23 protein-coding genes are annotated in these 20,634 nt (G+C 67.8%); 13 read left to right on the top strand and 10 right to left on the bottom strand.

From position 1 onward, the window contains the following. Positions 1-62: 62 nt before the first annotated feature. A complete protein-coding gene (locus EP757_RS09560) occupies positions 63-701 on the bottom strand; it encodes a DNA mismatch repair protein MutL (RefSeq protein ID WP_232050439.1) in 639 nt (212 codons plus the stop codon). Positions 702-729: 28 nt separating this feature from the next. Here EP757_RS09560 and EP757_RS09555 point away from each other — a divergent pair, with 28 nt between their 5' ends. The 8 genes from EP757_RS09555 to EP757_RS09520 all read left to right on the top strand — a co-directional run bounded on the left by EP757_RS09555 (position 730) and on the right by EP757_RS09520 (position 9,623). Next, the gene (locus EP757_RS09555; protein WP_111654219.1) at positions 730-1,416 is read left to right on the top strand and encodes a response regulator transcription factor; all 687 of its coding nucleotides are present in this window, start codon (positions 730-732) and stop codon (positions 1,414-1,416) included. Continuing rightward, a complete protein-coding gene (locus tag EP757_RS09550; protein WP_127543990.1) occupies positions 1,413-2,729 on the top strand; it encodes a HAMP domain-containing sensor histidine kinase in 1,317 nt (438 codons plus the stop codon). The genes EP757_RS09555 and EP757_RS09550 overlap by 4 nt, the downstream gene beginning before the upstream one ends. A 90-nt stretch (positions 2,730-2,819) precedes the next feature. Continuing rightward, entirely contained in the window at positions 2,820-3,665 is an 846-nt protein-coding gene (locus tag EP757_RS09545) for a lytic polysaccharide monooxygenase (protein ID WP_127543988.1), read from the top strand. Further along, on the top strand, positions 3,662-4,282 hold the full coding sequence (locus tag EP757_RS09540) for a DUF305 domain-containing protein (RefSeq protein ID WP_127543986.1): 621 nt from the start codon (positions 3,662-3,664) through the stop codon (positions 4,280-4,282). The genes EP757_RS09545 and EP757_RS09540 overlap by 4 nt, the downstream gene beginning before the upstream one ends. A 64-nt stretch (positions 4,283-4,346) precedes the next feature. Next, positions 4,347-5,783, top strand: a complete 1,437-nt coding sequence (locus EP757_RS09535; protein WP_127543984.1) for a PQQ-binding-like beta-propeller repeat protein — start codon at positions 4,347-4,349, stop codon at positions 5,781-5,783. 159 nt (positions 5,784-5,942) lie between these two features. Continuing rightward, complete coding sequence (locus EP757_RS09530) at positions 5,943-7,169, top strand: MFS transporter (protein ID WP_127543982.1); 1,227 nt, start codon at positions 5,943-5,945, stop codon at positions 7,167-7,169. Between the two features lie 168 nt (positions 7,170-7,337). Beyond that, positions 7,338-8,648 (top strand): YDG/SRA domain-containing protein, encoded by a 1,311-nt coding sequence (locus EP757_RS43790; protein ID WP_232050438.1) that lies wholly within the window; start codon positions 7,338-7,340, stop codon positions 8,646-8,648. A gap of 135 nt (positions 8,649-8,783) precedes the next feature. Then, complete coding sequence (locus tag EP757_RS09520) at positions 8,784-9,623, top strand: phosphoribosylaminoimidazolesuccinocarboxamide synthase (RefSeq protein WP_127543980.1); 840 nt, start codon at positions 8,784-8,786, stop codon at positions 9,621-9,623. A 91-nt stretch (positions 9,624-9,714) separates the two neighbouring features. On the opposite strand, the gene EP757_RS09515 is transcribed toward EP757_RS09520, so the two are convergent. The 4 genes from EP757_RS09515 to EP757_RS09505 form a co-directional block, all read right to left on the bottom strand. Continuing rightward, positions 9,715-10,326: a malonic semialdehyde reductase gene (locus EP757_RS09515; protein WP_127543978.1), complete on the bottom strand. Its 612-nt coding sequence runs from the start codon at positions 10,324-10,326 to the stop codon at positions 9,715-9,717. Positions 10,327-10,389: 63 nt separating this feature from the next. Next, positions 10,390-10,716, bottom strand: a complete 327-nt coding sequence (locus EP757_RS09510; protein ID WP_127543976.1) for a helix-turn-helix domain-containing protein — start codon at positions 10,714-10,716, stop codon at positions 10,390-10,392. A 10-nt stretch (positions 10,717-10,726) separates the two neighbouring features. Further along, the gene (locus EP757_RS43225) at positions 10,727-10,885 is read right to left on the bottom strand and encodes a hypothetical protein (protein WP_174262372.1); all 159 of its coding nucleotides are present in this window, start codon (positions 10,883-10,885) and stop codon (positions 10,727-10,729) included. Then, the gene (locus EP757_RS09505) at positions 10,882-11,196 is read right to left on the bottom strand and encodes a hypothetical protein (RefSeq protein WP_127543974.1); all 315 of its coding nucleotides are present in this window, start codon (positions 11,194-11,196) and stop codon (positions 10,882-10,884) included. Before EP757_RS09505 ends, EP757_RS43225 begins: the two co-directional genes overlap by 4 nt. A 273-nt stretch (positions 11,197-11,469) precedes the next feature. Here EP757_RS09505 and EP757_RS09500 point away from each other — a divergent pair, with 273 nt between their 5' ends. Beyond that, on the top strand, positions 11,470-12,360 hold the full coding sequence (locus EP757_RS09500) for a helix-turn-helix transcriptional regulator (RefSeq protein ID WP_127543972.1): 891 nt from the start codon (positions 11,470-11,472) through the stop codon (positions 12,358-12,360). A 57-nt stretch (positions 12,361-12,417) separates the two neighbouring features. Here EP757_RS09500 and EP757_RS09495 read toward each other — a convergent pair whose 3' ends face one another. Beyond that, complete coding sequence (locus tag EP757_RS09495; RefSeq protein WP_127543970.1) at positions 12,418-12,654, bottom strand: DUF397 domain-containing protein; 237 nt, start codon at positions 12,652-12,654, stop codon at positions 12,418-12,420. Between the two features lie 261 nt (positions 12,655-12,915). Between EP757_RS09495 and EP757_RS09490 the strand changes: the two genes are divergently transcribed. Then, positions 12,916-13,167: a hypothetical protein gene (locus EP757_RS09490; RefSeq protein WP_127543968.1), complete on the top strand. Its 252-nt coding sequence runs from the start codon at positions 12,916-12,918 to the stop codon at positions 13,165-13,167. A gap of 118 nt (positions 13,168-13,285) precedes the next feature. Further along, on the top strand, positions 13,286-13,534 hold the full coding sequence (locus EP757_RS09485; protein ID WP_232050437.1) for a hypothetical protein: 249 nt from the start codon (positions 13,286-13,288) through the stop codon (positions 13,532-13,534). Positions 13,535-13,655: 121 nt separating this feature from the next. Here the strand turns inward: EP757_RS09485 and EP757_RS09480 are convergent, their stop codons facing one another. The 4 genes from EP757_RS09480 to EP757_RS09465 form a co-directional block, all read right to left on the bottom strand. Beyond that, positions 13,656-14,468: an SAM-dependent methyltransferase gene (locus EP757_RS09480; protein WP_127543964.1), complete on the bottom strand. Its 813-nt coding sequence runs from the start codon at positions 14,466-14,468 to the stop codon at positions 13,656-13,658. A 119-nt stretch (positions 14,469-14,587) separates the two neighbouring features. After that, positions 14,588-16,177 carry a GGDEF domain-containing protein gene (locus EP757_RS09475; protein ID WP_232050436.1) on the bottom strand — a complete coding sequence of 530 codons (1,590 nt, stop codon included), beginning with the start codon at positions 16,175-16,177 and terminating at the stop codon, positions 14,588-14,590. Positions 16,178-16,331: 154 nt separating this feature from the next. Next, the gene (locus EP757_RS09470; protein ID WP_127543962.1) at positions 16,332-17,912 is read right to left on the bottom strand and encodes an MDR family MFS transporter; all 1,581 of its coding nucleotides are present in this window, start codon (positions 17,910-17,912) and stop codon (positions 16,332-16,334) included. Next, entirely contained in the window at positions 17,909-18,343 is a 435-nt protein-coding gene (locus tag EP757_RS09465) for a MarR family winged helix-turn-helix transcriptional regulator (protein WP_127543960.1), read from the bottom strand. The genes EP757_RS09470 and EP757_RS09465 overlap by 4 nt, the downstream gene beginning before the upstream one ends. 103 nt (positions 18,344-18,446) lie before the next feature. Here EP757_RS09465 and EP757_RS09460 point away from each other — a divergent pair, with 103 nt between their 5' ends. Together EP757_RS09460 and EP757_RS09455 are read left to right on the top strand one after the other, a co-directional pair. Then, complete coding sequence (locus tag EP757_RS09460; protein ID WP_127543958.1) at positions 18,447-19,058, top strand: TetR/AcrR family transcriptional regulator; 612 nt, start codon at positions 18,447-18,449, stop codon at positions 19,056-19,058. An 88-nt stretch (positions 19,059-19,146) separates the two neighbouring features. Beyond that, on the top strand, positions 19,147-20,625 hold the full coding sequence (locus EP757_RS09455; protein ID WP_127543956.1) for a cellulose binding domain-containing protein: 1,479 nt from the start codon (positions 19,147-19,149) through the stop codon (positions 20,623-20,625). The last annotated feature ends 9 nt before the right edge of the window (positions 20,626-20,634 follow it).

Raw genomic sequence — 20,634 nt, 5'->3', positions numbered from 1 at the left:
TGAATTGACGCAGACGCTATGCATCGATGAACTTCACCGAATCAGGGAAAACCCTTGCCGTGTCACTCGCCGACCTCGCTGACTTCGACCAAGGGTGAACCGTTGAACCACTGAGCGTGGATGATGAAGCTGTGCCCGGTCTCGTTGAAATAGACCGCGAGGTTGGTGTCCGAGCCGTTCTTCTGGACCGTGTAACCATCCGCCGGAGTGGCGGTGACCAGGAAGACCGTGCCGTTGCTGACCATCTTGAGGACGGCGCGGCCGCCTTCGGTGGTGAAGGTCTTCACGTACGTCTTGAGGCCGTCCTCGCCGGTCGTGACCGTCCAGCCGTCCTCGGTGGTGGTCGCCGGCTTGGAGGTGGGCGCCGTCGTGGGCTTCGTGGTCGCCGGCGTCGTCGGATCGGTCGTCGCCGGTTTCGACGAGGGTTTGCGGGAGGTCCTGCTCGGCTCGGCCGTCGCGGTCTCCGACTCCTCCTCGGAGGGCGCGGGCGGCCGGGTCGCCGCCGGTGACGGCGTCTCGGTCGTCGTGGTGACCGCCACTTCCGCGGCCGGCACGCGGCCCAGATCCGGAAGCGCTCCCACGTCCGGAGTCGCCGCGTTGAGCACCGGTGAGAGCGCGACCGAGGAGATCACGATGCTGGTCGCGGTGACGAGGCACCACCCGGCTATCGGCACCCACCTGGAAGATCGCACGAGTGGCATCCTCTCACCTGCCCCTATTCTGTCCGCCATGGCGATGATCCTGTTGGTCGAGGACGACCGCATCATCACGGCCGCGCTCACCCGTGCGCTGACCGATGCCGGGCACGTCGTGCGCCCGGTCGGCCAGGCTGCCCAGGCGCTGCGGATCGTGACCCAGGAGCGTCCCGACCTGGTCATTCTCGACCTCGGGCTGCCCGACATCGACGGCACCGACGCACTGCGGATGATGCGTACGGTCTCCGACGTCCCGGTGATCGTCGCCACAGCGAGGCGTTCCGAGGCGGACATCATCGCACTGCTCTCGGCGGGCGCCGACGACTACGTCACGAAGCCGTTCTCCGGCGGGCACATCCTGGCCCGGATCTCGGCCGTCCTGCGCCGGGCGCGGACCATCGAGCAGCAGCAGCCGAACGCCATCACGGTCGGCGAGCTGGTGATCAAGCCGAGGCAGCGGCGGGTCGAGCTGCGAGGTGAGCCGCTGCAGCTCACCCGGCGGGAGTTCGACGTCCTCGCGTACCTGGCCGAGCGGGTGGGCCAGGTGATCAGCCGCCGTGAGCTGATGAACCAGGTCTGGCAGCAGGCCCGGATCGGCGAGGAGCAGACCATCGACGTCCATATCTCGTGGCTGCGCCGCAAGCTCGGTGAGACCGCCGCCAAGCCGCGTTTCCTGCACACCGTCCGAGGAGTCGGCGTGATGATGGTGGATCCCCAATGAGATGGGCCCTGAATCGTCTCGCGCTCGCCATCACCTCGATGGTCGCCCTGGCGTTCCTGGTGCCGCTCGCCGTCGCGACCCGGCAGATCGCCTACGACCGGGCGATCTCCGAAGCGCGCCAGCAGGCCACCTCGATGGTGACGGTGCTCGGTGTGAACAGCGATCTGACCGAGCTGACGAACGCGGTGGCCAGCACCGCGGCCGGCAGCGCCGGACAACTCGCCGTTCACCTGCCCGGCCTCGACCCGATCGGGATCTCGCACCTGAACGACGCCACGGTCGGCCGGGCCGCGCAGGAACGCCGGTCGGCGACGGCCGAGGCACCGGGCGGCATCGCTTATCTGCAGCCCACGGTGCTGACCGATGGTCGTACCGTCGTGGTCGAGGTCTTCGTGCCCGAGGCGGAGACCCGGCGTGGTGTGTGGTCGGCCTGGCTCGCCCTCGGCGGACTCGCGATCGTCCTGGTCGGCGGCTCGGTCCTGCTCGCCGACCGGCTCGGCAGCCAGCTGGTCAAGTCCACCCGGCAACTCGCGGCGGCGACCCGGCGGCTGGGCGGCGGCGAGCTGAACGAGCGGATCACCCCCACCGGCCCGCGGGAACTGCGTGACGCGGCCCGGGACTTCAACACCATGGCCGACGATCTGCGCCGGCTCCTCGACCGCGAGCGCGAACTGGCCGCGGACCTCTCCCACCGACTGCGTACGCCGCTGACGGGCTTGCGCCTCGACGTCGAGGCGATGCCGCCCGGCCCGATCGCCGAGCGGATGCGGCAGGCCTGTGACCTGCTCGACGAGGAACTCGAGGCGATCATCACGGGCGCCCGGCTGGGCGTCGAGACCCGTGGCACCGAGCAGACCGACCTGGTCGAGGCGCTCGCCGACCGGCTGGCGTTCTGGTCGGTGCTGGCCGAGGACCAGGAGCGCCCGTGGGAGGTGGTCGGCGGCAACGAGCCGGTGATGATCCCGATGTCCCGCGGCGACGTCATCCTGGTGGTGGACGCCATGCTGGGCAACGTCTTCTCGCACACGCCGGACGGGGTCGCGTTCCGGGTGATCGTCTCCAGCAGCGGCCTGCTCGTCGACGACGCCGGGCCGGGGATCCCCGACCCGGAGAACGCGGTGAAGCGCGGATTCAGCGGCGCCGGCTCGACCGGGCTGGGTCTGGACATCGTGCGCCGGGCGGCCGAGACTGTCCGTGGGCAACTGGTGATCGACCGTAGCCCGCTCGGCGGCGCCCGCGTCGGATTCCTGCTGCATCAGGCCCCTGCCGAGCCCGAACCCCAGCCCCGCCGCCGTCGTCGCGCGGTTTCATAAGGGTTTTCGGTCGCTTTAAGGATCCGTTATGGCGGCTCTCCCTAACGTTCTGGCTCGTAACTGCCAGGACGACATGTTCGGAGAGCTGACATGCGCAGGAAGATCGCCTACCCGCTGGCTACCCTCGGGATGGTCGCTGCTTCGACCGTCGCTGTCGCGTCACCCGCCCTGGCGCACGGATACGTGTCCTCGCCCCCGAGCCGTCAGGCGCTCTGCGCCGCCGGCGCGGTCACGGACTGTGGAGCCATCCAGTTCGAGCCGCAGAGTGTCGAGGCTCCGAAGGGGTCTTCGCAATGCAACGGTGGAAACGCCAACTTCACGGTGCTGAACGACGAATCCAAGAACTGGCCGGCCACCAGCGTCGGCAAGTCGGTGACGTTCAACTGGGTCCTGACCGCCCGGCACCGGACCGCTACCTGGGTCTACTCGGTCGACGGTACCGAGGTCGCCACGTTCAACGACAACAACCAGATCCCGAACGCCACCGTCTCGCACACGGTGGACCTCAGTGGCTTCTCCGGAAAGCACACCGTCCTGGCGGTGTGGAACATCGGGGATACGGCAGCCGCCTTCTACAACTGCGTGGACTTGAACATCGGTGGCGGCGGATCCTCCACGACGCCGACTACTTCGCCGACCACCACCGCGCCGACGACCGCGCCGACGACCGCGCCCACCACCAGCGCGCCGACCACGGCTCCGACCACCGCCCCGGGCACCACCGCGCCGACGACGGCCCCGACCAGCACCACGACGGCTGCCCCGACGTCGACCGGTTCCCCGGCGAACGGGACCGCGTGGGCGCCGGGAGTCTCCTACAAGGTCAATGACGTGGTGACGTACAACGGCGTTTCGTACAAGTGCCGCCAGGCGCACTCCTCGATCCGCAGCTGGGAGCCGTCGATCTTCACGCTCGCCCTCTGGCTGCCGCTGTGAAGCGCCGGTTCGTAGCCCTCGCCCTGACCGCGCCGTTCCTGCTCGGCGCGTGTGGCACCGCCGCCTCCCAGGATGCCGTGGCCGTCTCCTCGAAGCCGGCACAGGCGCAGACCCAGGACATCAAGTCGGTCGCCGAGATCACCGCAGGGTCGACCTTCAACGACACCGACGTGATGTTCCTCCAGATGCTCGCCGACAACGAGGAGCAAGGGCTGGAGATGGTGGCCCTCGCTGCGGAGCGGGCGAAGCGCCAGGAGATCGTCGACTTCGCGAAGGCCGTCGAGCTCACGCAGACCGACGAACTCACGATGATCAAGAACTGGCTCACCGAGTGGGACAAGCCGATCGAGCTTGACGAGAGGGAGAGCCTGCACGCCGATCACGGTGGTCTGCCGGTGACCACCGAGAAGGAGATCGCGGGACTCCGGAAGATCAAGAAGGCGGACTTCGAGACCGCTTTCATCAACCTCTTCCTCGGTCACCAGCAGAGTGCCATCGAGTTCGCGACGCTGGAACTCGACAAGGGCGGCAACGAGCAGGCGAAGGCCCTCGCGGAGCGGGTCAAGCAGTCCCGCGCCGACCAGGTGCAGCAGATGCTCAAGCTGCTGAACAGCTGATTTCTTTCACAGACACAGGGCGGCCCACCAGGGGAACGGTGGGTCGTCCTGTTTTCATGGTTTCGTGCGCTTTCATACCCTTGTCCTCGCCTCGATCCTGTTCGTGGCGATCGCTCCCGGCCCGGCCACCGCGGCTACTCCGAGCTGGGAACACCCCGGCTTCGACGCCGAGGACAGCTACTACAACCCGGCCGAGTCGGTGATCAACGAGGGCAGCGTGGGCCGGCTCACCCGCCGCTGGTCGGTGCCGTTGCGCGACATCGAGGCGAGCTGCTCGGGATTCTCGCGACCGCTGGTCACCGGCGGGCGGGCCGTCACCACCGACAAGCTCGGAATCTCGGCCTATTCGATTACGGACGGCAAGCCGAGCTGGAAGTTCGACTGGGACTGGCCGGACGACAACCTGACGCCTTCGCTCGCCGTGAGCGACGGGCTGTTGATCGCCGCGAACGGTGACTGCAATTCGCAGAGCGACCCGGACGGTCAGCTCACCGCCCTCGACCTGGCCACCGGAAAGGCTCGCTGGAAAATCGAGCTGGACACCCCCGTCCGATCCGTCGTCGTGGACAAAGGCGTCGTGGTGATCTCCGGGTGGTCGCCGTCGGATGAAGAGGTGGTCGCCGGATACCGGGCGTCGGACGGGAAGGCGCTCTGGTCGAAAGCGGGCTGGTCCTCGTCGGGCGTATCCCTCAACGGCTTCATCATGATGCGCAAGACCGACGGGTTCGGGGTGGCGGACGGCGGAACCTCAGCGATCTCTGTTCTCGATGGTTCGCTGCGGTGGAGCCGGCTGGAGAACTGGGCTGCTGAGGCGGCTTTCGACGGCCTCTTCTATGTGACCGACGCGCGGGGCCGTCTGCTGGCCGTGGACGAGACCGACGGGGCCGTCCTCTGGTCCGTCGCCGGTCCCGCTCGTTCACCGGTCGCCGACCCCGCGTCAGATCTTGGAGCGTCGCGGGGTGGTGGCTCCTCCTCCTCCTCCTCCTCCTCGGATCTTGGAGTGTCGCGGGGTGGCGGCCCTTCCTCGGATCTTGGAGTGTCGCGGGGTGGCGGCCCTTCCTCGGATCTTGGAGTGTCGCAGGGTGGCGGCCCTTCCTCGGATCTTGGAGTGTCGCAGGGTGGCGGCCCTTCCTCGGATCTTGGAGCGTTGCGGGATGGCGGCCCTTCCTCGGATCTTGGAGCGTTGCGGGATGGCGGCCCCTCCTCGGATCTTGGACGGGCGCTGGTTGCGGTGGATGGGCGTCGGATTTATCGGGCTTCCTCGCGAACCGTCGAGGCGCTGGATGTGCGGAACGGGCGCCGGGTCTGGTCGGCTCGGCTCGGTGAGGAGGCCGGGCAGCCGGTTCGGGCCGGTGGGCTCGTCTATGCCGGTGGCGTGGTGCTGCGGGCGTCGGACGGGAAGACGCTGAGGGCGGCCGCCTACGGTTCGCTCATCGTTTCCGGCGGGACGGTCTACGGCGTGCGCAATTCCGAATTGGTGGCATTCTCGGTTCGACGTTAGTTGCAAACATGGTGCTGTCGGCGTACCGAAGCAGAAGGGTGACCAGGCAGTTGCTGTTGCGGTGCACTCGGCCGAATGGGCGAAGCGGAACGCGAGCCCGGTCCGAAGGGATAGGCGAAATCGCTTGTCTCTTCCGGGGGTATCGCCGCTTTGGCTCCGATGTTCGCACCACTCAAAGAGCGCAACTACCGTCTGTGGGCGGCCGCTGACCTGGTGTCAGTGGGCGGTACATGGATGCAGGTGCTCGCGCTCAACTGGGTGATCCTGTCGGTGACCGGTTCGGCCACTGCCATGGGTGCGGTCGTCATGCTCCAGTCGCTGCCGGTGCTGCTGCTCGGCAGCTGGGGTGGCGCGCTCGCCGACCGGATTCCGGCGCGCCCGATGCTGGTCGCATGCCAGATCATCCGTGCTCTGCTCGCACTGGCCCTGGTCTTCCCGCTGCACGGCAACTGGATGATCTACGGCGTGGCGCTGATGTCCGGCGTGATCAGCTCCTTCGAGGGCCCGGTGCTTGGCCGATTCGGATCATCGCTGGTGTCGCGGGAGGCGCTGGCGTCGGCGCTCGCTCTCGGTTCCGTCCTCAGCTCGGCGGGCCGGATCGGCGGAATGGCGCTCGGCGGTGTCCTGATCGGCATCACCGGCCCCTCGGTGCTGTTCCTCATCAATGCGATTTCGTACGTCGGTGTCATTCTCGCTCTGCTGGCCATGCGTACCGGGGAAATGCGGGCCCTGACCAAGGCGTCCCCTTCGGACGGTGGGGTCATCGCCGGTTTCCGATACGTTCTGCGGCAGCCGGTCGTGCTGATCGTCCTGGCCCTGTCGTTCGTGCTGGGCTCGCTCGGCCGGAACTACCAGGTGTCGATGGCCGCGATGGTCTCCGGTCCGCTGGGCGGTTCGTCGGGCTCATACGGCCTGCTGTCGACGGTCTTCGCGGTCGGTGCGGTCGCCGGTGGCCTGGTGCTGGCCGGCTCGGGTCGTTCGACGCTGCGCGTCCTGCTCGGCACCGGCTTCATGATCAGCGTCCTGCAGTTCGCCTCCGGCCTCGCGCCGAACGTGCTCGGCTTCGCCGCCCTGATCCTGCCGATCGCGGCCGGCGCCGTCATCTTCGACACCGTCGTCTCGACGCGCATCCAGCTGGACACGGACGAGGCGATGCGCGGCCGTGTCCTCGCCACCGTCGGAATCGTCTCTTCGCTGTCCGGCATCTTCGGCGCCCCGGCCGTCGGCTGGCTCTGCGACACCCTGGGCGGCCGAGGCGCCCTGATGGTCGCCGGCGCCATCACCACGGCCGCGGCCGTGGCGGGTGGGGTGGCCCTGGCCCGCGTGAAGGGGCGGTCGCTGAACCTTAGCTTCGTCCTGGGGCGTGCGGTTCAGCAGCCCGCCTGAGCTTCCGCACCTGACTGATGAGAGCCGCCCTGTCGCTTGCGACGGGGCGGCTTCGTCGTTCGGTTCGGTGGGCGCACGGGAACGTGCCGGCTGGCTCAACAACCTAAGATCACGGATCTTGAATTGTTGATCACCGACGGTCGTTTCGGTGGACTTAGGGATGTTGTAGTGAACATCAACGAAATTGCCGCCGCTCTCCAACAGATTCGACGAGAGCGGCCACGGGGAACGAAGTCCGTGCACCAACCGGCCGCGCTGATCTGGGCTGCGCAGCGAGCTTTTCGAGGCGAAGAACGGGTGGCGCCATGGCACGACGCCCGTGCGCAGATCACAGAGATCGTCGCGGCTCTGGGAGACAGCATCGACGGTGAGACCGTCGCGCAACGGCTTTTAGGTTTGAGCAACTCACCCATCGTTGACTTCAGGTTCACCGGGTCAGAGCCACCGGGAAGTGGCGTAGGCGCCGATCGTTGGCTCGATGAACGCAATCCGCTTCTGGGCCTTACTGAAGGTGCTTACCAAACGCTGGCTGACCAGGCCAACTTCGAGCAGTTCGCAGAGCTGGCGGTAGAGGGACTTCCGGATCGGCAGAAGCGCCTCGTGCGGGAGTACTTCGGAATTTACGCCGGCTTCGGAGAGGTGCCCGGGTTCCCTGTCGGGGCGACCTTCAAGGATCGTGCCGAGCTGATGAGACACGGCGTCCACCGCAATGGACAAGCCGGCATCGTCGGAACTGGGGAAAGGGGCGCCGAGTCGGTCGTCGTCTCAGGCGGATATGAGGACGACGAGGATGACGGCGACGTCATCGTTTATACCGGCCATGGCGGACGAGACCAGGCGACCGGTCGCCAGGTCGCTGACCAGAGTTTCAGTGCATCAGGTAACGCGGCTCTGGTCACCAGCCACGTCGATCAGGTGCCGGTGCGCGTGATCCGCCGTGCCGATTCGGGCTACCGATACGACGGTCTGTTCCACGTGGAGAGCTACTGGTCGGAGCGCGGGCGGAGCGGCTTCATGATTTGCCGCTACCGGCTGGTGAAGTCTGGCAACGAGTTTGGCGCAGACGTCCGGATCACGGATCTGGTCGACCTGCCGAGGGGTAATGCCGCTCCGGGCCGAAAGGTCACAGCGGTTGCTCGTCTACAGCGGTTGCAGGCTTTGTCCCGAGCGGTCAAGGATCTCCACGAGCATCGATGCCAGGTTTGTGACATCCGCTTGGTGATCGCCGGTCGTGGATACGCCCAAGGGGCTCACATCCGACCAGTCGGCCGACCGCATGAGGGCACGGATACCGCTGACAACTTGCTTTGCCTGTGTCCGAACTGCCACGTCCTCTTCGATAACGGCGAGATCGTGGTCAACGACGACTTCGGAATCCGATCGAGCTACCCGCATCGAGGGGCGCTCCGGACTGCGCCAGGGCATAAGATCAACATCGAGAATCTGGCCTATCACCGAGGCTTGTTCTCCGGCATGTAAGTGGTGCCTGCTGGTGGCTCCGATCCGCAACTGCGGTGGGGAGCACTGCGAACACAGGTTGGCGTCATGCTGCGACCACGTACTCGATAGCGTTGGGCCAGACCGTTAACCGCCTCGACCAAGGGGAACGCTCACGTGGAGCTCCTGCACTCCGGCAAGGTCCGGGACGTCTATGCCGACGGGGAAGAACTGCTTCTCGTCACCTCGGATCGGATCTCGATCTATGACGTCATCCTGCCCACGCCGATCCCGGACAAGGGCAAGATCCTCACCCAGCTGTCGCTCTGGTGGTTCGAGCAGCTCGCCGACGTCATCCCGAACCATGTCATCTCGTCGACCGATGTGCCGGCCGAGTGGCAGGGCCGCGCCATCCGCTGCGAGCGCCTCGACATGGTCATGGTGGAGTGCATCGCCCGGGGGTACCTGGCCGGTTCGGGGCTGAGGGACTATCAGGCGGGGCGACCGATCTCCGGTAATGCGCTGCCGCCGGGCCTGGTGGAGTCGTCGAAGCTGCCGGAGCCGATCTTCACGCCCAGCACCAAGGAACCGGTCGGGGGCGGGCACGACGAGCCGATCACGTTCGAGCAGACCGTGGAGCGGGTCGGTACGGAACTGGCCGAGGAGCTGCGCCGGGTCACGCTGGAGGTCTACCGGCGCGGGTCGGAGGTCGCCGCGGCCAAGGGCATCGTCATCGCCGACACCAAGATCGAGGTGGGGCTGGCGAAGGACGGGACGCTGAAGCTCGGCGACGAGTTGCTCACGCCCGACTCGTCGCGGTTCTGGAGTGCCGACGAGTGGACGCCGGGCAGTGTTCCGCGTTACCTGGACAAGCAGTTCCTGCGGGACTGGTCCGGTCAGCTGACCGATTGGGATCGCACGGCGCCGGGCCCGGAGATCCCCGACGAGGTGGTCGAGGCGACCCGCAACCGGTATGTCGAGGTCTACGAGCGGCTCACCGGCGAGACCTGGAAGTAGAAGCAAGACACCTGGAAGTAGAAGCAAGACACCTGGAAGTAGAAGTAAGAAGCGGCCCGGCGGAACGCCGCCGGGCCGCCAGAAACCAAGATCAGGCCCACTGAAGCGTCGTGGACGCGGACAGCCGCGGCAGCCGGTCACGCCAAGCGTTTTCACCAGGGTGTCCGAGGTTGACCACGGCGAGGGACTTGAAGCGCCCGTCCGGGAAGAACTCGGCGTCCATCGCGGCCTTGTCGAAACCGGTCATCGGCCCGGCGGCGAGGCCGGTCGCGCGGGCGGCCAGAACGAAGTAGCCGACCTGTAGCGCAGCGCTGAAGGTGCCGTTGGTGATGCGCAGCGGCTCGTTCGCCTCGTACACGTCCTTGAGCCCTGGGTTGTGCGGGAAGATCTCCGGCACATGCTCGTGGAATTCGGAGTCGAGGGCGAGCAGCGCGACCGCGGGGGCGCTCGCCGACTTGGCCCGGTTGCCCTCGTTGAGGTGCGAGATCAGCCGCTTCTTGCCTTCGTCGGTGCGGACGAAGAGCACGCGCAGTGGCTGGGTGTTCGCCGCGGTGGGCGGCCATTTCGCCAGCTCCCAGATGGCGGCGAGCTCCTCGTCGGTGACCGGGGTCGCCGCGAACGAGGAGGCGGTGCGCGCATCGGTGAAGAGCAGCGCGCGTCCGGCCGCGTCCAGCGATGGGCGTGCTTCAGAAAGAGTATCCACTTCTAAAAAAGTAGTTGCCCCTTCAACGAAATGCCCCGTGAACCTGATCACCGGGTGAACGGCTCAGGTGAGGTGCTGGTCGGCCCACAGGGCGATCTGATTCAGAGCCGGCATGAGCGCCCGCCCCGACTCGGTGAGGGCGTAGGAGACGGTGACCGGAGGGCCGGCGTCGACGGTCCGGGCGATGAGCCCGGCGGCGGTCAGCGAGGACAACCGGTTCGACAGCACGGAATCGCTGACACCGTCGATCGTCCGGGACAGTTCACGGAAACCGAGCGGGCCGTCCTGGAGTTTGCCGAGGACAGCGGCGTTCCACCGCCGGCCCAGGAACTCGAATGCCCGGGACAGGGCCGCGTCGCGCGCGGCGCACGAGAGATTCGCGGCCGTCATGCGCTCCAAACTAACGCAGGCTCAGCTGGTGACACGTGCCGTGGCAGGTGAGCTGCTCCCCGCAGGTCGGGCACCAGTCGTTGGTCCGGCGGAGGTACCACCCGAGGGCCACGCCGGAGAAGAGGCTGAGCAGGCCGACTATCGCCGAAACGGTCACAGCGCCGGTCATGCCAGCGGCCCCCGGTTGAGCGGGTGGCGGCGGACCAGGTGCAGACCCCGGTGATCGAGCGTGGGGTCGTTGTCGAGGCGGGACGTCACGTAGGGGGCGGTGAACGTGTCGACGCCGGTGCCGAGATGTCCGAGTGGGCGGTAGGTGACGGTTACGGCGCGGGGAGAAGACGCCTCGATGACGCCGGCGCGCCAGCCGTCCCGATAGACCCACACCGGATCGGCCGGGCGGTAGCTCTCGGACGGAGCCACATCGGCCGGGTCACGCTGCGGCGGGGTGACGGTGGGCGTGGACGCCATCGTCTTCGACATGGGCGTGCCTCCACATTTCCGGATGAGCCGGGCGTCGGGGGCCACACATCGGCCGAGCAGTCTGACTTTTCGGCACGCTGTGTTAGCAAGTCGGTACGTGTCTGTCAGCTATCATGCTCGTCATCAAGTGCGTTCGCAAGGCCGGATGCACGTGCATCTGCTTCGCGCAGATGCGCGCGGGCTAGGGTTGGACGTGGTTTCGCGGCGGACGATCTCCGCTCTAGGATGCTTGTGGCTGTGCCGGGCAGTCACAACGCGGCGACGAGGAGTCAGGTGAGCGCGGGTTCGCAGGAGGAGGCGCCGGGCGGTGGCCCGACCGTCCTCCGCATTCTGCTGGGCTCCCAGCTCCGCAAGCTGCGGGAGTCGAAGGGCATCACCCGTGAGGCGGCCGGTTACGAGATCCGGGCCTCGGGTTCGAAGATCAGCCGGATGGAGCTCGGCCGGGTCAGCTTCAAGGAGCGCGACGTCGCCGACCTGCTCAGCATGTACGGCGTGGAGAGCGACGACGAGCGTGAGGCGCTGCTCGGCCTGGCCCGCCAGGCGAACAACCCGGGCTGGTGGCACCACTTCAGCGACATCCTTCCTGGTTGGTTCCAGAGCTACCTCGGTCTCGAGGCGGCCGCGTCGCTGATCCGTACGTATGAGATCCAGTTCGTGCCCGGCCTTCTACAGACTCCGGAGTACGCCCGCGCCGTGATCATGCTGGGTCACGCCGGCGCGAGCGCTGACGAGATCGACCGCCGTGTCGAGGTCCGGCGCCACCGGCAGCAGATTCTCACCCGGTCGGGTGGCCCGCAGCTCTGGGCGGTGATCGACGAGGCGGTGCTGCGCCGGCCGATCGGCGGCGTCGAGGTGATGCGCCAGCAGATCGAGGCGCTGATCGAGGCGTCGAAACTGCCGAGCGTGCGGCTGCAGATCATCCCGTTCCACGCCGGCGGGCACGCCGCGGCCGGCGGTCCGTTCGCGATCCTGCGGTTCCCCGAGCCGGAGCTCCCCGACGTGGTCTACGTCGAGCAGCTGACCAGCGCGATCTACCTGGACAAGCGCGAGGACGTCGACCAGTACGCGATGGCCATGGAGCGCGTCTGCATCGACGCCGAGCCGCCGAACCACACGCCGGAGATCCTCGGCAAGCTGCTGCACGAGGTCGGCCGCCCCGCATAACGGGCGAAAAGCTTGAAAGAAAGGTCCGGTCGCAGCGGCGACCGGACCTTTGAAGGCTCAGGCGACGAGGTTGTCGAAATCCCCGTCGCGGACCCCGCCGAGGAACGCCTCGATCTCGGCACGGGTGTAGATCAGCGCCGCACCCTCCGGGTCCCTGGAGTTGCGCACGGCGACGTCACCGCCGGGCAGGACCGCGCACTCCACACAGTTGCCACTCGGGTTGCTGCGACGGCTCTTCTGCCAGACAACGCCCTGCAGTTGGCCGGCTGGCATGCCGTTGACCACGTAGGCCATTCCAAGCTCCCTTGGTCTGCCCCGGACCGCCGATCGATCCGGGGGTGGTGATGTCACGTGCCAATTAGGCCGAGATTGCAGATGCACGTGCATCTGGCCTTGCGTAGTCACGTGATTTTGAGCATGATAACGCACGTACTGCTCCTCATGGTTGTCACTCAGGGTGACATCTTTGGGTGATGGGTCGGTCGCGGAGCGACGTCTGCGGCCTCAGCGCGAGGCTCCCCTGGCGGGGGGCGTTCTGAGCGAGAGGTGACGAGTGTGTCGATTCCCAACATCGGCCCGGAACATCCCGATCCGAACGGTTCAGAGGTGACCGAGGTCGCGCGCCGTGGGAACCCGGCGTTGCTCTTCCGGGACGAGCCGGCCATCGATGAGGTGTGCGCGGCAGAGGCCCGGGCCAGCACGGTCACGCACCGGTTCGGCGGGGTGAGGTATGCGTTGAGCCGGCCCGGCGGGGGGACCGCCGCGGAGCCGTCAGCCGAGGAGGGTGAGTCCGACGCGCGCGAGTGACCTCATTCGGTGCCGCCAGCCGCGCCCGGCCGGGCCACGTCCGGTCAGGGGCCGGTGGGGTGCTTCTGCGCCACGGGTTCGTGACGATCGGTTGCGGCCGAGCGGTCCACTCTGGCCCGTGCACGAGTTCGCCGAGGCGGACTACTGCTACGGCGTCGGGCCGATCCGGCTCCGCATGCTTCACGTCGACTGGTCACGACCGGTCCCGCACGAGGGTGACACCTGGTTCGGCGTGCGCGCCGTGGTGGTGGACGGCTCGGGGCGGTCCGGCGAGGTCCGGGAGATGTTGATCCGCGCGGGGCGGATGCCCGTCCCGCCGGCGTGCAAGCGTCCGCGCTTGCGGGTGTTACGGAGTACACCCGTCTGACGCCGGATGGGCGGTCCGGTTCCCCGTGCTGGGCCGCCCATCCGGTCTTGGAGCTTTACTGGAAAACCCCCGCCGGGCCGAGCCGGCGGGGGTTTTCACATGACTGTGGGTTATCGAGGTCTTACGGTTTGCGGGCCACGCCGGCCCAGTAATATGCGGCTTTCGGATCGGCCACCTCGCTATCCGGACGCCAGCTCGACACCGGCACGAGCCCCGGCTCCAGCATCTCCCAGTCGCCGAAGAAGCGCTGCACCTCGCTCTCGGTGCGCGCCACGAGCGTCATCCCGGCCCCGGTGGCGGCCTCGACAGCGGCGTTCACCTCGTCGGGGTTGAAGTCGGCCGTCGGGTGGGTGATCGCGAGGAGGCTGCCGGACGGCAGGGCGTCGCGCAGCTCGGCGACCTTGCTCCACGGGTCGTCGGCGTCGGAGAGCAGCATCAGGATGGCGATCAGGGTGAGACCGACCGGCTTGGTCAGGTCCAGCGTGTCCCGGAGAGCCCGATCCTCGATGATCGATTTGGGATCGCGGATGTCGGCGGAGATGTACTCCGAGCGGCCCTCCGGCGTACTGATCATCAGGGCTCTTGCATGGACCAGCACGATCGGGTCGTTGTCCACATAGACCACGGCGGCTTCGGGGTTGAGCCCCTGGGCGATCTCGTGGAGGTTGGGCCGGGTCGGGATGCCGGTGCCGATGTCCAGGAACTGGCTGATGCCCTCTTTGTCGACCAGGTCGCGGGCGACGCGGTGGACGAACTTGCGGTTCTCGCCGGCCATGTAGCGCATGCCGGGGATGGCTTTCATCATCGCTTCGCCGACGGCGCGGTCGACGGCGAAGTTGTCCTTGCCGCCGAGCCAGTAGTCGTAGATGCGGGCCGAGTGCGGGACGTTGATGTTGACCCCGGGAGGGGCCACCTCACTGTTGCCCTTGCCCACGACCGCCTCCTCGCGCCACGACCCCGTAGCCGATCTTCTCGGCCCGTCCAGGGTAGCGGCAATGATTGACCGACTTAACCCCCGGAGACCGAATCCAGCTACCGATTGTGCCGATTCGGTCAGGCTGCGGAGGCGTGCGCGGAGTGCTCCCGGCGGTCGGTGACCGACACGACGCGATCACGTCCGGCGTGTTTGGCAGCGTACAGGCGACTGTCCGCTGTGGACAGTAGGGAGGGCTGGGTGGGCGCGGGATCCTCCGCGACGTGCGCGACTCCGATGCTCACCGTCACCGGCAGCCCATGGGTCAGCGGTGTCCAGTGGTGCGCGCGCACCGACCGGCGGATGCCGTCGAGCACCGCCGCCGCCCGATTCAGCCCGGCGCCGGGCAGCACGATCAGAAACTCCTCACCACCCATTCGGGCGACGAAGCCGTCCGGGCAGGCGGCCGCCACCCCGCAGGCGAGCAGATCGGCCACCGAGATCAGCACCTGGTCGCCGACGTTGTGCGAGAGCCGGTCGTTCACCTGCTTGAAGTGGTCCAGGTCGACGATGGCCAGGGCCAGCGACGGGTCGCTCTGAATCAGCGCGGGCAGCTTCTCGTCGACGTACCGGCGGTTGTGCAGCCCGGTCAGCGGGTCGCGCCGGGCCTGCTCCCGGAACCGCTCCGCCTCCTGCCGGGCCTCGTCGGTCTCGAACATCGCCTGCCGGGTCCGGGTCCGTGCCTCCCGTCGCAGCGAGTGCCGATTCTGGTACGCCGTGAAGAACTGCTTGTGCGCCGTGAAGGCCGCAGCGAAATCGCCCCGGGCGGCATGCAGCTCGGCCTGTTCCTGGTACACGCGGACGAGAAGGTCACCGAGGTCGCGCTCGTCGCACATCGCCCGCGACTCGTCCAGCGTGGCCTGGGCCCGCTCGTACGCCCCCAGGCCGCGCTGTGCCCGGGCCAGCGTCAGCAGGTACATGGCCAGGGCGTCGGCGGCGTCGTACCGGCCCTCGTCGTGCCGCTCGATGCAGAGCCGCATCGTCGCCTCGGCCTCGTCGAACCGCCCGTTGCCGATCTGGATCCAGCCGACCGTGTCCAGGTATGCCGGTTCGAGCTTCTCGCCACGCTCGTCGGCGAGCCGCAGCAGACGGTCGGCCACCTGCTCGGCGCGCTTCTGGTTGCCGGTGTCGAACTCGGTGAAGGCGTAGTTGTTCAGCAGGCAGAGCAGGGCCGGCGAGCCGGTCTCCACGGCGAGCTGCTCGGCCTGCTGGTAGCGGACCCGGGCCTGGTCCATCGAGCCGGCCGCCCAGAGAGCGTCGGCCAGTTTCGTACGGTGCCAGATGTGCATGTGCCGGGTGGCGTTCTCGTCGAGCAGCTCGACCGCGAGAACGGCGTGCTCCAGGGCCTGCTCGGCGTCGCTGAGGTGGCCGTGGATGTACGACCAGACCAGGTGAGTGCGCGCCAGCAGCCGGTCGTCCCCGTGCCCGGCCGCCCACTGGTAGACGTGCCGGATCTGCTCCGAGGCGCCGGCCACGTCGCCGGACCGTAGCCGCATGTTGGCTTGGACGAGCTGGGCCCGGGCGACGAGCGACTCGTCGCCGAGGGCCAGGGCTGCCTGTTCGATCGCCAGCGCGTTCGTCAGCTCGACCGTTGCGTTCCAGGACCGCTCGTCCTCGATAGAGAGAAGAGCAGCCGACAGCGCTTCGGCCTCGGTCGCGAGCTCGTCCACCCGTTGTCTCCTCTCCCTGCTAGGCGCACCGATCGGCTGGCGACGGCCGTGACTGAAGGAAATTTGAGAGTAGCTCTGGGTAAACGGACAAATGGCAATATGTGACGACGCCCGCACCTCCAGTGAGGTGCGGGCGTCGTCGGGCCGATTTCGCTTACTTGCCGGCGAGTGCCGGTTCCTTCTCGGCGGACTCGGTGCTGCCGAGGTCGACGGTGCTGCGCAGCTTGGCCGGCTTCATCGCGACCGCTGCGATCACGCCGATCACCGCGACCGCCGCGGAGATCATGAAGATGTGGCCGGTGGCGTCGCCGTACGCGACCCGCACCATGTGCTGGATGGCCTCGGGCAGGCTGCTCAGGTTGAGAGCGCTGACGCCGGAGCTGTTGCCGGCCGAGGCGCCGGCCGCGGAGAGCTGCTCGGTCATCGAGTCGGCCACCTGGCGGGCGAGCACCGCGCCGAGGACCGAGACGCCGATCGTGCCGCCGAGCGAGCGGAAGAACGCGACGGTCGAGCTGGCCGCGCCGATGTCCTTGAGCGCCACGGTGTTCTGCACGGCGAGGACCAGGTTCTGCATCGACATGCCCACGCCGATCCCGACCAGGGCCATCGCGATGCCGATGTACCAGAGCGGGGTGTCGTGGTCCAGCATCGAGAGCCCGGCGAATCCGGCGACCAGGGTGATCGTGCCGGCCACCACGTACGGCTTGATGTGCCCGCTCTTGGTGATCATCCGACCGGCGATGGTCGAGGAGACCAGGATGCCGATCATCATCGGGATCATCAGCAGGCCGGCCTGGGTCGGGCTGTAGCCGCGGCCGATCTGGAAGTACTGGCCGAGGAAGACCGAGCCGCCGAACATCGCCATGCCGACCGCGAGGCTACCGATGATCGCGAGGGCCGTGGTGCGCTGGCGGACGATGGGCAGCGGGACGACCGGCTCACTGACCCGGGATTCGACCCAGACGGCGAGGGCGAGCAGGGCCAGGCCGGCGCCGACCATCGCGAAGGTCTCCCAGGAGACCCAGCCGAACGCGTCGTCGACGAACGAGACCCAGACCAGGATGACGCTGACGCCGGCGGCGATCAGGGAGGCGCCGACCCAGTCGATCTTCACGTTCTCGCGCTTCATGACCGGCAGGTGCAGGGTCTTCTGGAGCACGATCAGCGCGATCACGGCGAACGGCGCGCCGATGAAGAAGCACCAGCGCCAGCCGAGCCAGTCGCTGTCCACGATCAGGCCGCCGAGCAGCGGGCCGCCGACCGTGGCGAGGGCCATGACGCCACCGAGATAGCCGTTGTACCGGCCGCGTTCCCGCGGCGGGATCATCGCGGCGATCGCGACCTGGACCAGCGCCTGCACGCCGCCCATGCCGATGCCCTGGAACGCGCGGGCGGCGATCAGCTGCTCGGTGTTCTGGGTGAAGCCGGCGATCAGCGAGCCCAGCACGAAGATCACGATGGAGAGCTGGACCAGCAGCTTCTTGCTGAACAGGTCGGAGAGCTTGCCCCAGATCGGGGTGGTGGCGGTCGCGGTGAGCAGGGTTGCCGTGACGACCCAGGTGTACTGCGTCTGTGTGCCGTTGAGGTCACCGATGATCTTCGGCAGGGCGGTGGAGACGATGGTGGAGCTGGCCATCGCGGCGAAGAGCACGAGCAGGAGACCGGAGAGGGCCTCCATGATCTCGCGGTGCGTCATCGCGCTGTGGTCGGCCCGGGTAGTGGTTGGGGCGCTCATCGCGCGACCTCCAGGCTGGGCGTGTGGTTGATCAGGTCCGTGGCGAACCGCTGCAGTGATGCGGCAAATGTGTCGATCTCCGCCGGGGTCCACTCGGAGAGGGAAGCGGCGAGCCGGTCGTCGTAGTGCGCGGACACCTCGTCGAGCAGGGTCTGACCCCGGTCGGTGAGGCGCAGCATGCTGGCGCGCCCGTCGTCGGGGTCGGCGGCTCGTGCGACCAGGCCGTCGCGCACCAGGGCAGCGATCGTGCGGCTGATCGTCGAGGGGTCGAGCGCGTGCTCGGCGGCCAGGTCCTTCATGTGGCAGGCCTCGTGGCGCCGGATGGCGGCCAGAACACCGACCGTGCTGACCGGGGCGAGCGAGTCCTGCTTCATCAGGCGCACCGCCTTGAGCAGCTCATGCAGAGCCGCGATCAGGTTGTCGCTCGCCATGGCACCTCCCGTGATGCTTGTTGCATACAACTATCGCTCGCAACTTGCCGAGTGTGCAAGTTTTCCCATTGGGAACTGAGTCACACGCCGATATGCTCAGGAGATGAGCGTGCCGACCACCGAGCCGGGCCTTCGTGAGCGCAAGAAGGCGGCGACCCGCCTGTCACTGCACGAGGCGGCGCTCCGCCTCGCGCTGGAGCACGGACCGGATCGGATCACGGTCGAGGCGATCGCCGACGACGCCGGCGTCTCCCGGCGCACCTTCTCCAACTACTTCGCCAACAAGGAGGAGGCGCTCTTCTACGGCCAGCATCAGCGGATGCGTGAGATGGCCGAGATGATCAGGGCGCGTCCGGCCACCGAGCCGGCCTGGCAGGCGCTCACCGCCGCCGCCGCGGAGTTCTACAGCGCCCAGGGCGACCTCGATCCGGAGTGGACCGCGCGGACCCGCCTGATGCGCCGGCACCCGTCGCTCGCCGCGGCACAGATGCAGACCTTCGCCGCGATGGAGCGTGAGGTCGCCGCGGAGGTCGCGGTCCGTCTGGGTCATTCCGAGGACCCCTCGGGCGTACGCGCGACGCTCATGGCGGCGACGTTCCTCTCGGCACTCCGGGTCGCCCTGTCCGCATGGCTCCTGCACCCGGCCGACTCCACCTATTGGGAGGTCGCGAGCGAGGCCCTCGCCGAGGCCGGCCGCGGCTACACGGCGCGCTGACGTTTTACGGATCCTTTAAGGCTCACGGCGAGACTCCTTAAGCCGCGCGCAGCGAGAGTGATCATCCCTGCTTCAGAGGAGCTCACTCATGCAACGCAGCCGTCTGCGGCTCGCCATCTACTCGTCGGCCGCGGTCCTCGCGGTCGGCGGCGGCATCGGCGCGGCGGTCGCTGCCACCACGCCCAGTTCGACCGGCACCCTCACCGCGGCCTTCGTGAAGGACAGCGACTGGGGCACCGGCTACCAGGCGCACTACACGATCACCAACGGCACCGGCGCCGCCGTGAACGGCTGGGAAGTGACCTTCGGCCTGCCCGGCACCGCGAAGCTCGGCAGCTTCTGGGACACGTCGCTCACCGGCGCGAGCAGCACCAAGACCGCCAAGAACACGGCCTGGAACGGCACCATCGCGTCCGGTTCGACCGTGTCGTTCGGTTTCATCGTCTCCGGCAGCGGCGATCCGACAAGCTGCGAGATCAACGGCGTTTCTTGTACGGGCGGAGCACCCGTCACCACCGCGCCCACTTCTCCGCCCGCCTCTCCGGCTTCTCCGTCCTCTCCGGCCGCGACGAAGACCGCCACCGCATCGCCCAGTGCCAGCCGGACGGCCACCGCGTCGCCGACGAAGACCGCCACGGCGACGGCGTCCCCGACGGCCACCAGCACTTCCGGTTCCGGCTCGACGAGTGGCGTCCTGGTCGCCCCCTACGTCGACATGGGCCTGCTCTCCAACGGCGCGACCACCCTGTCGTCGCTCGCGGCCGGCGGCAACGTGAAGTCGTTCAGCCTCGCGTTCGTGACCGGTTCCGGGTGTAAGGCGAGCTGGTTCAACGCGTTCGACCCGCGGCAGAAGCAGTTCGGCGACCAGATCGCGGCGGTCCGCGCGGCCGGCGGTGACGTGAAGGTGTCGTTCGGCGGCGCGACCGGTGTCGAGCTGGCCCAGGCGTGCACCAGCGTCTCCGCGCTGCAGGCCGAGTACCAGGCCGTCGTCGACGCGTACGACCTGAACTACATCGACCTCGACATCGAGGGCGCCGCCGTCGCCGACACCGCCTCGGTGACCCGCCGGTCGACAGCGCTCGCCGCGTTGCAGAAGGCCAACCCCGGTCTGAAGATCTCGCTGACCCTGCCGGTGCTGCCGGAGGGCCTCACCGCCGACGGCCTGAACGTGGTGAAGTCGGCGAAGGCCGCCGGCGTCGACCTGGACCTCGTCAACATCATGGCGATGGACTACGGCCGGTCCGCGCAGGACTACGGCGACCTGGCGATCCAGGCCGTCAAATCCACGAAGGACCAGATCAGGACGGTGTACGGCAACAGCGACGCGGCCGCCTTCAAGATGGTCGGCGTCACCCCGATGATCGGCAAGAACGACGACAACGGCACCTTCACCCAGTCGGACGCTCGTGACCTGGTCGCCTTCGCGAACGCCAACCACATCGGGTTCGTCTCGCTCTGGGAGATGCACCGCGACAAGAACGCCTGCACCGGCGCGCTCTTCCAGTGCACCAACGTGAGCCAGACGGCTTTCGAATTCAGCAGGATCCTGTCTGGTTTCACCGGCTGACCGCCGGGG

The sequence above is a fragment of the Actinoplanes sp. OR16 genome (assembly GCF_004001265.1).
GTDB lineage: Bacteria > Actinomycetota > Actinomycetes > Mycobacteriales > Micromonosporaceae > Actinoplanes.
This window is presented reverse-complemented; position numbering and strand designations above follow the sequence as displayed.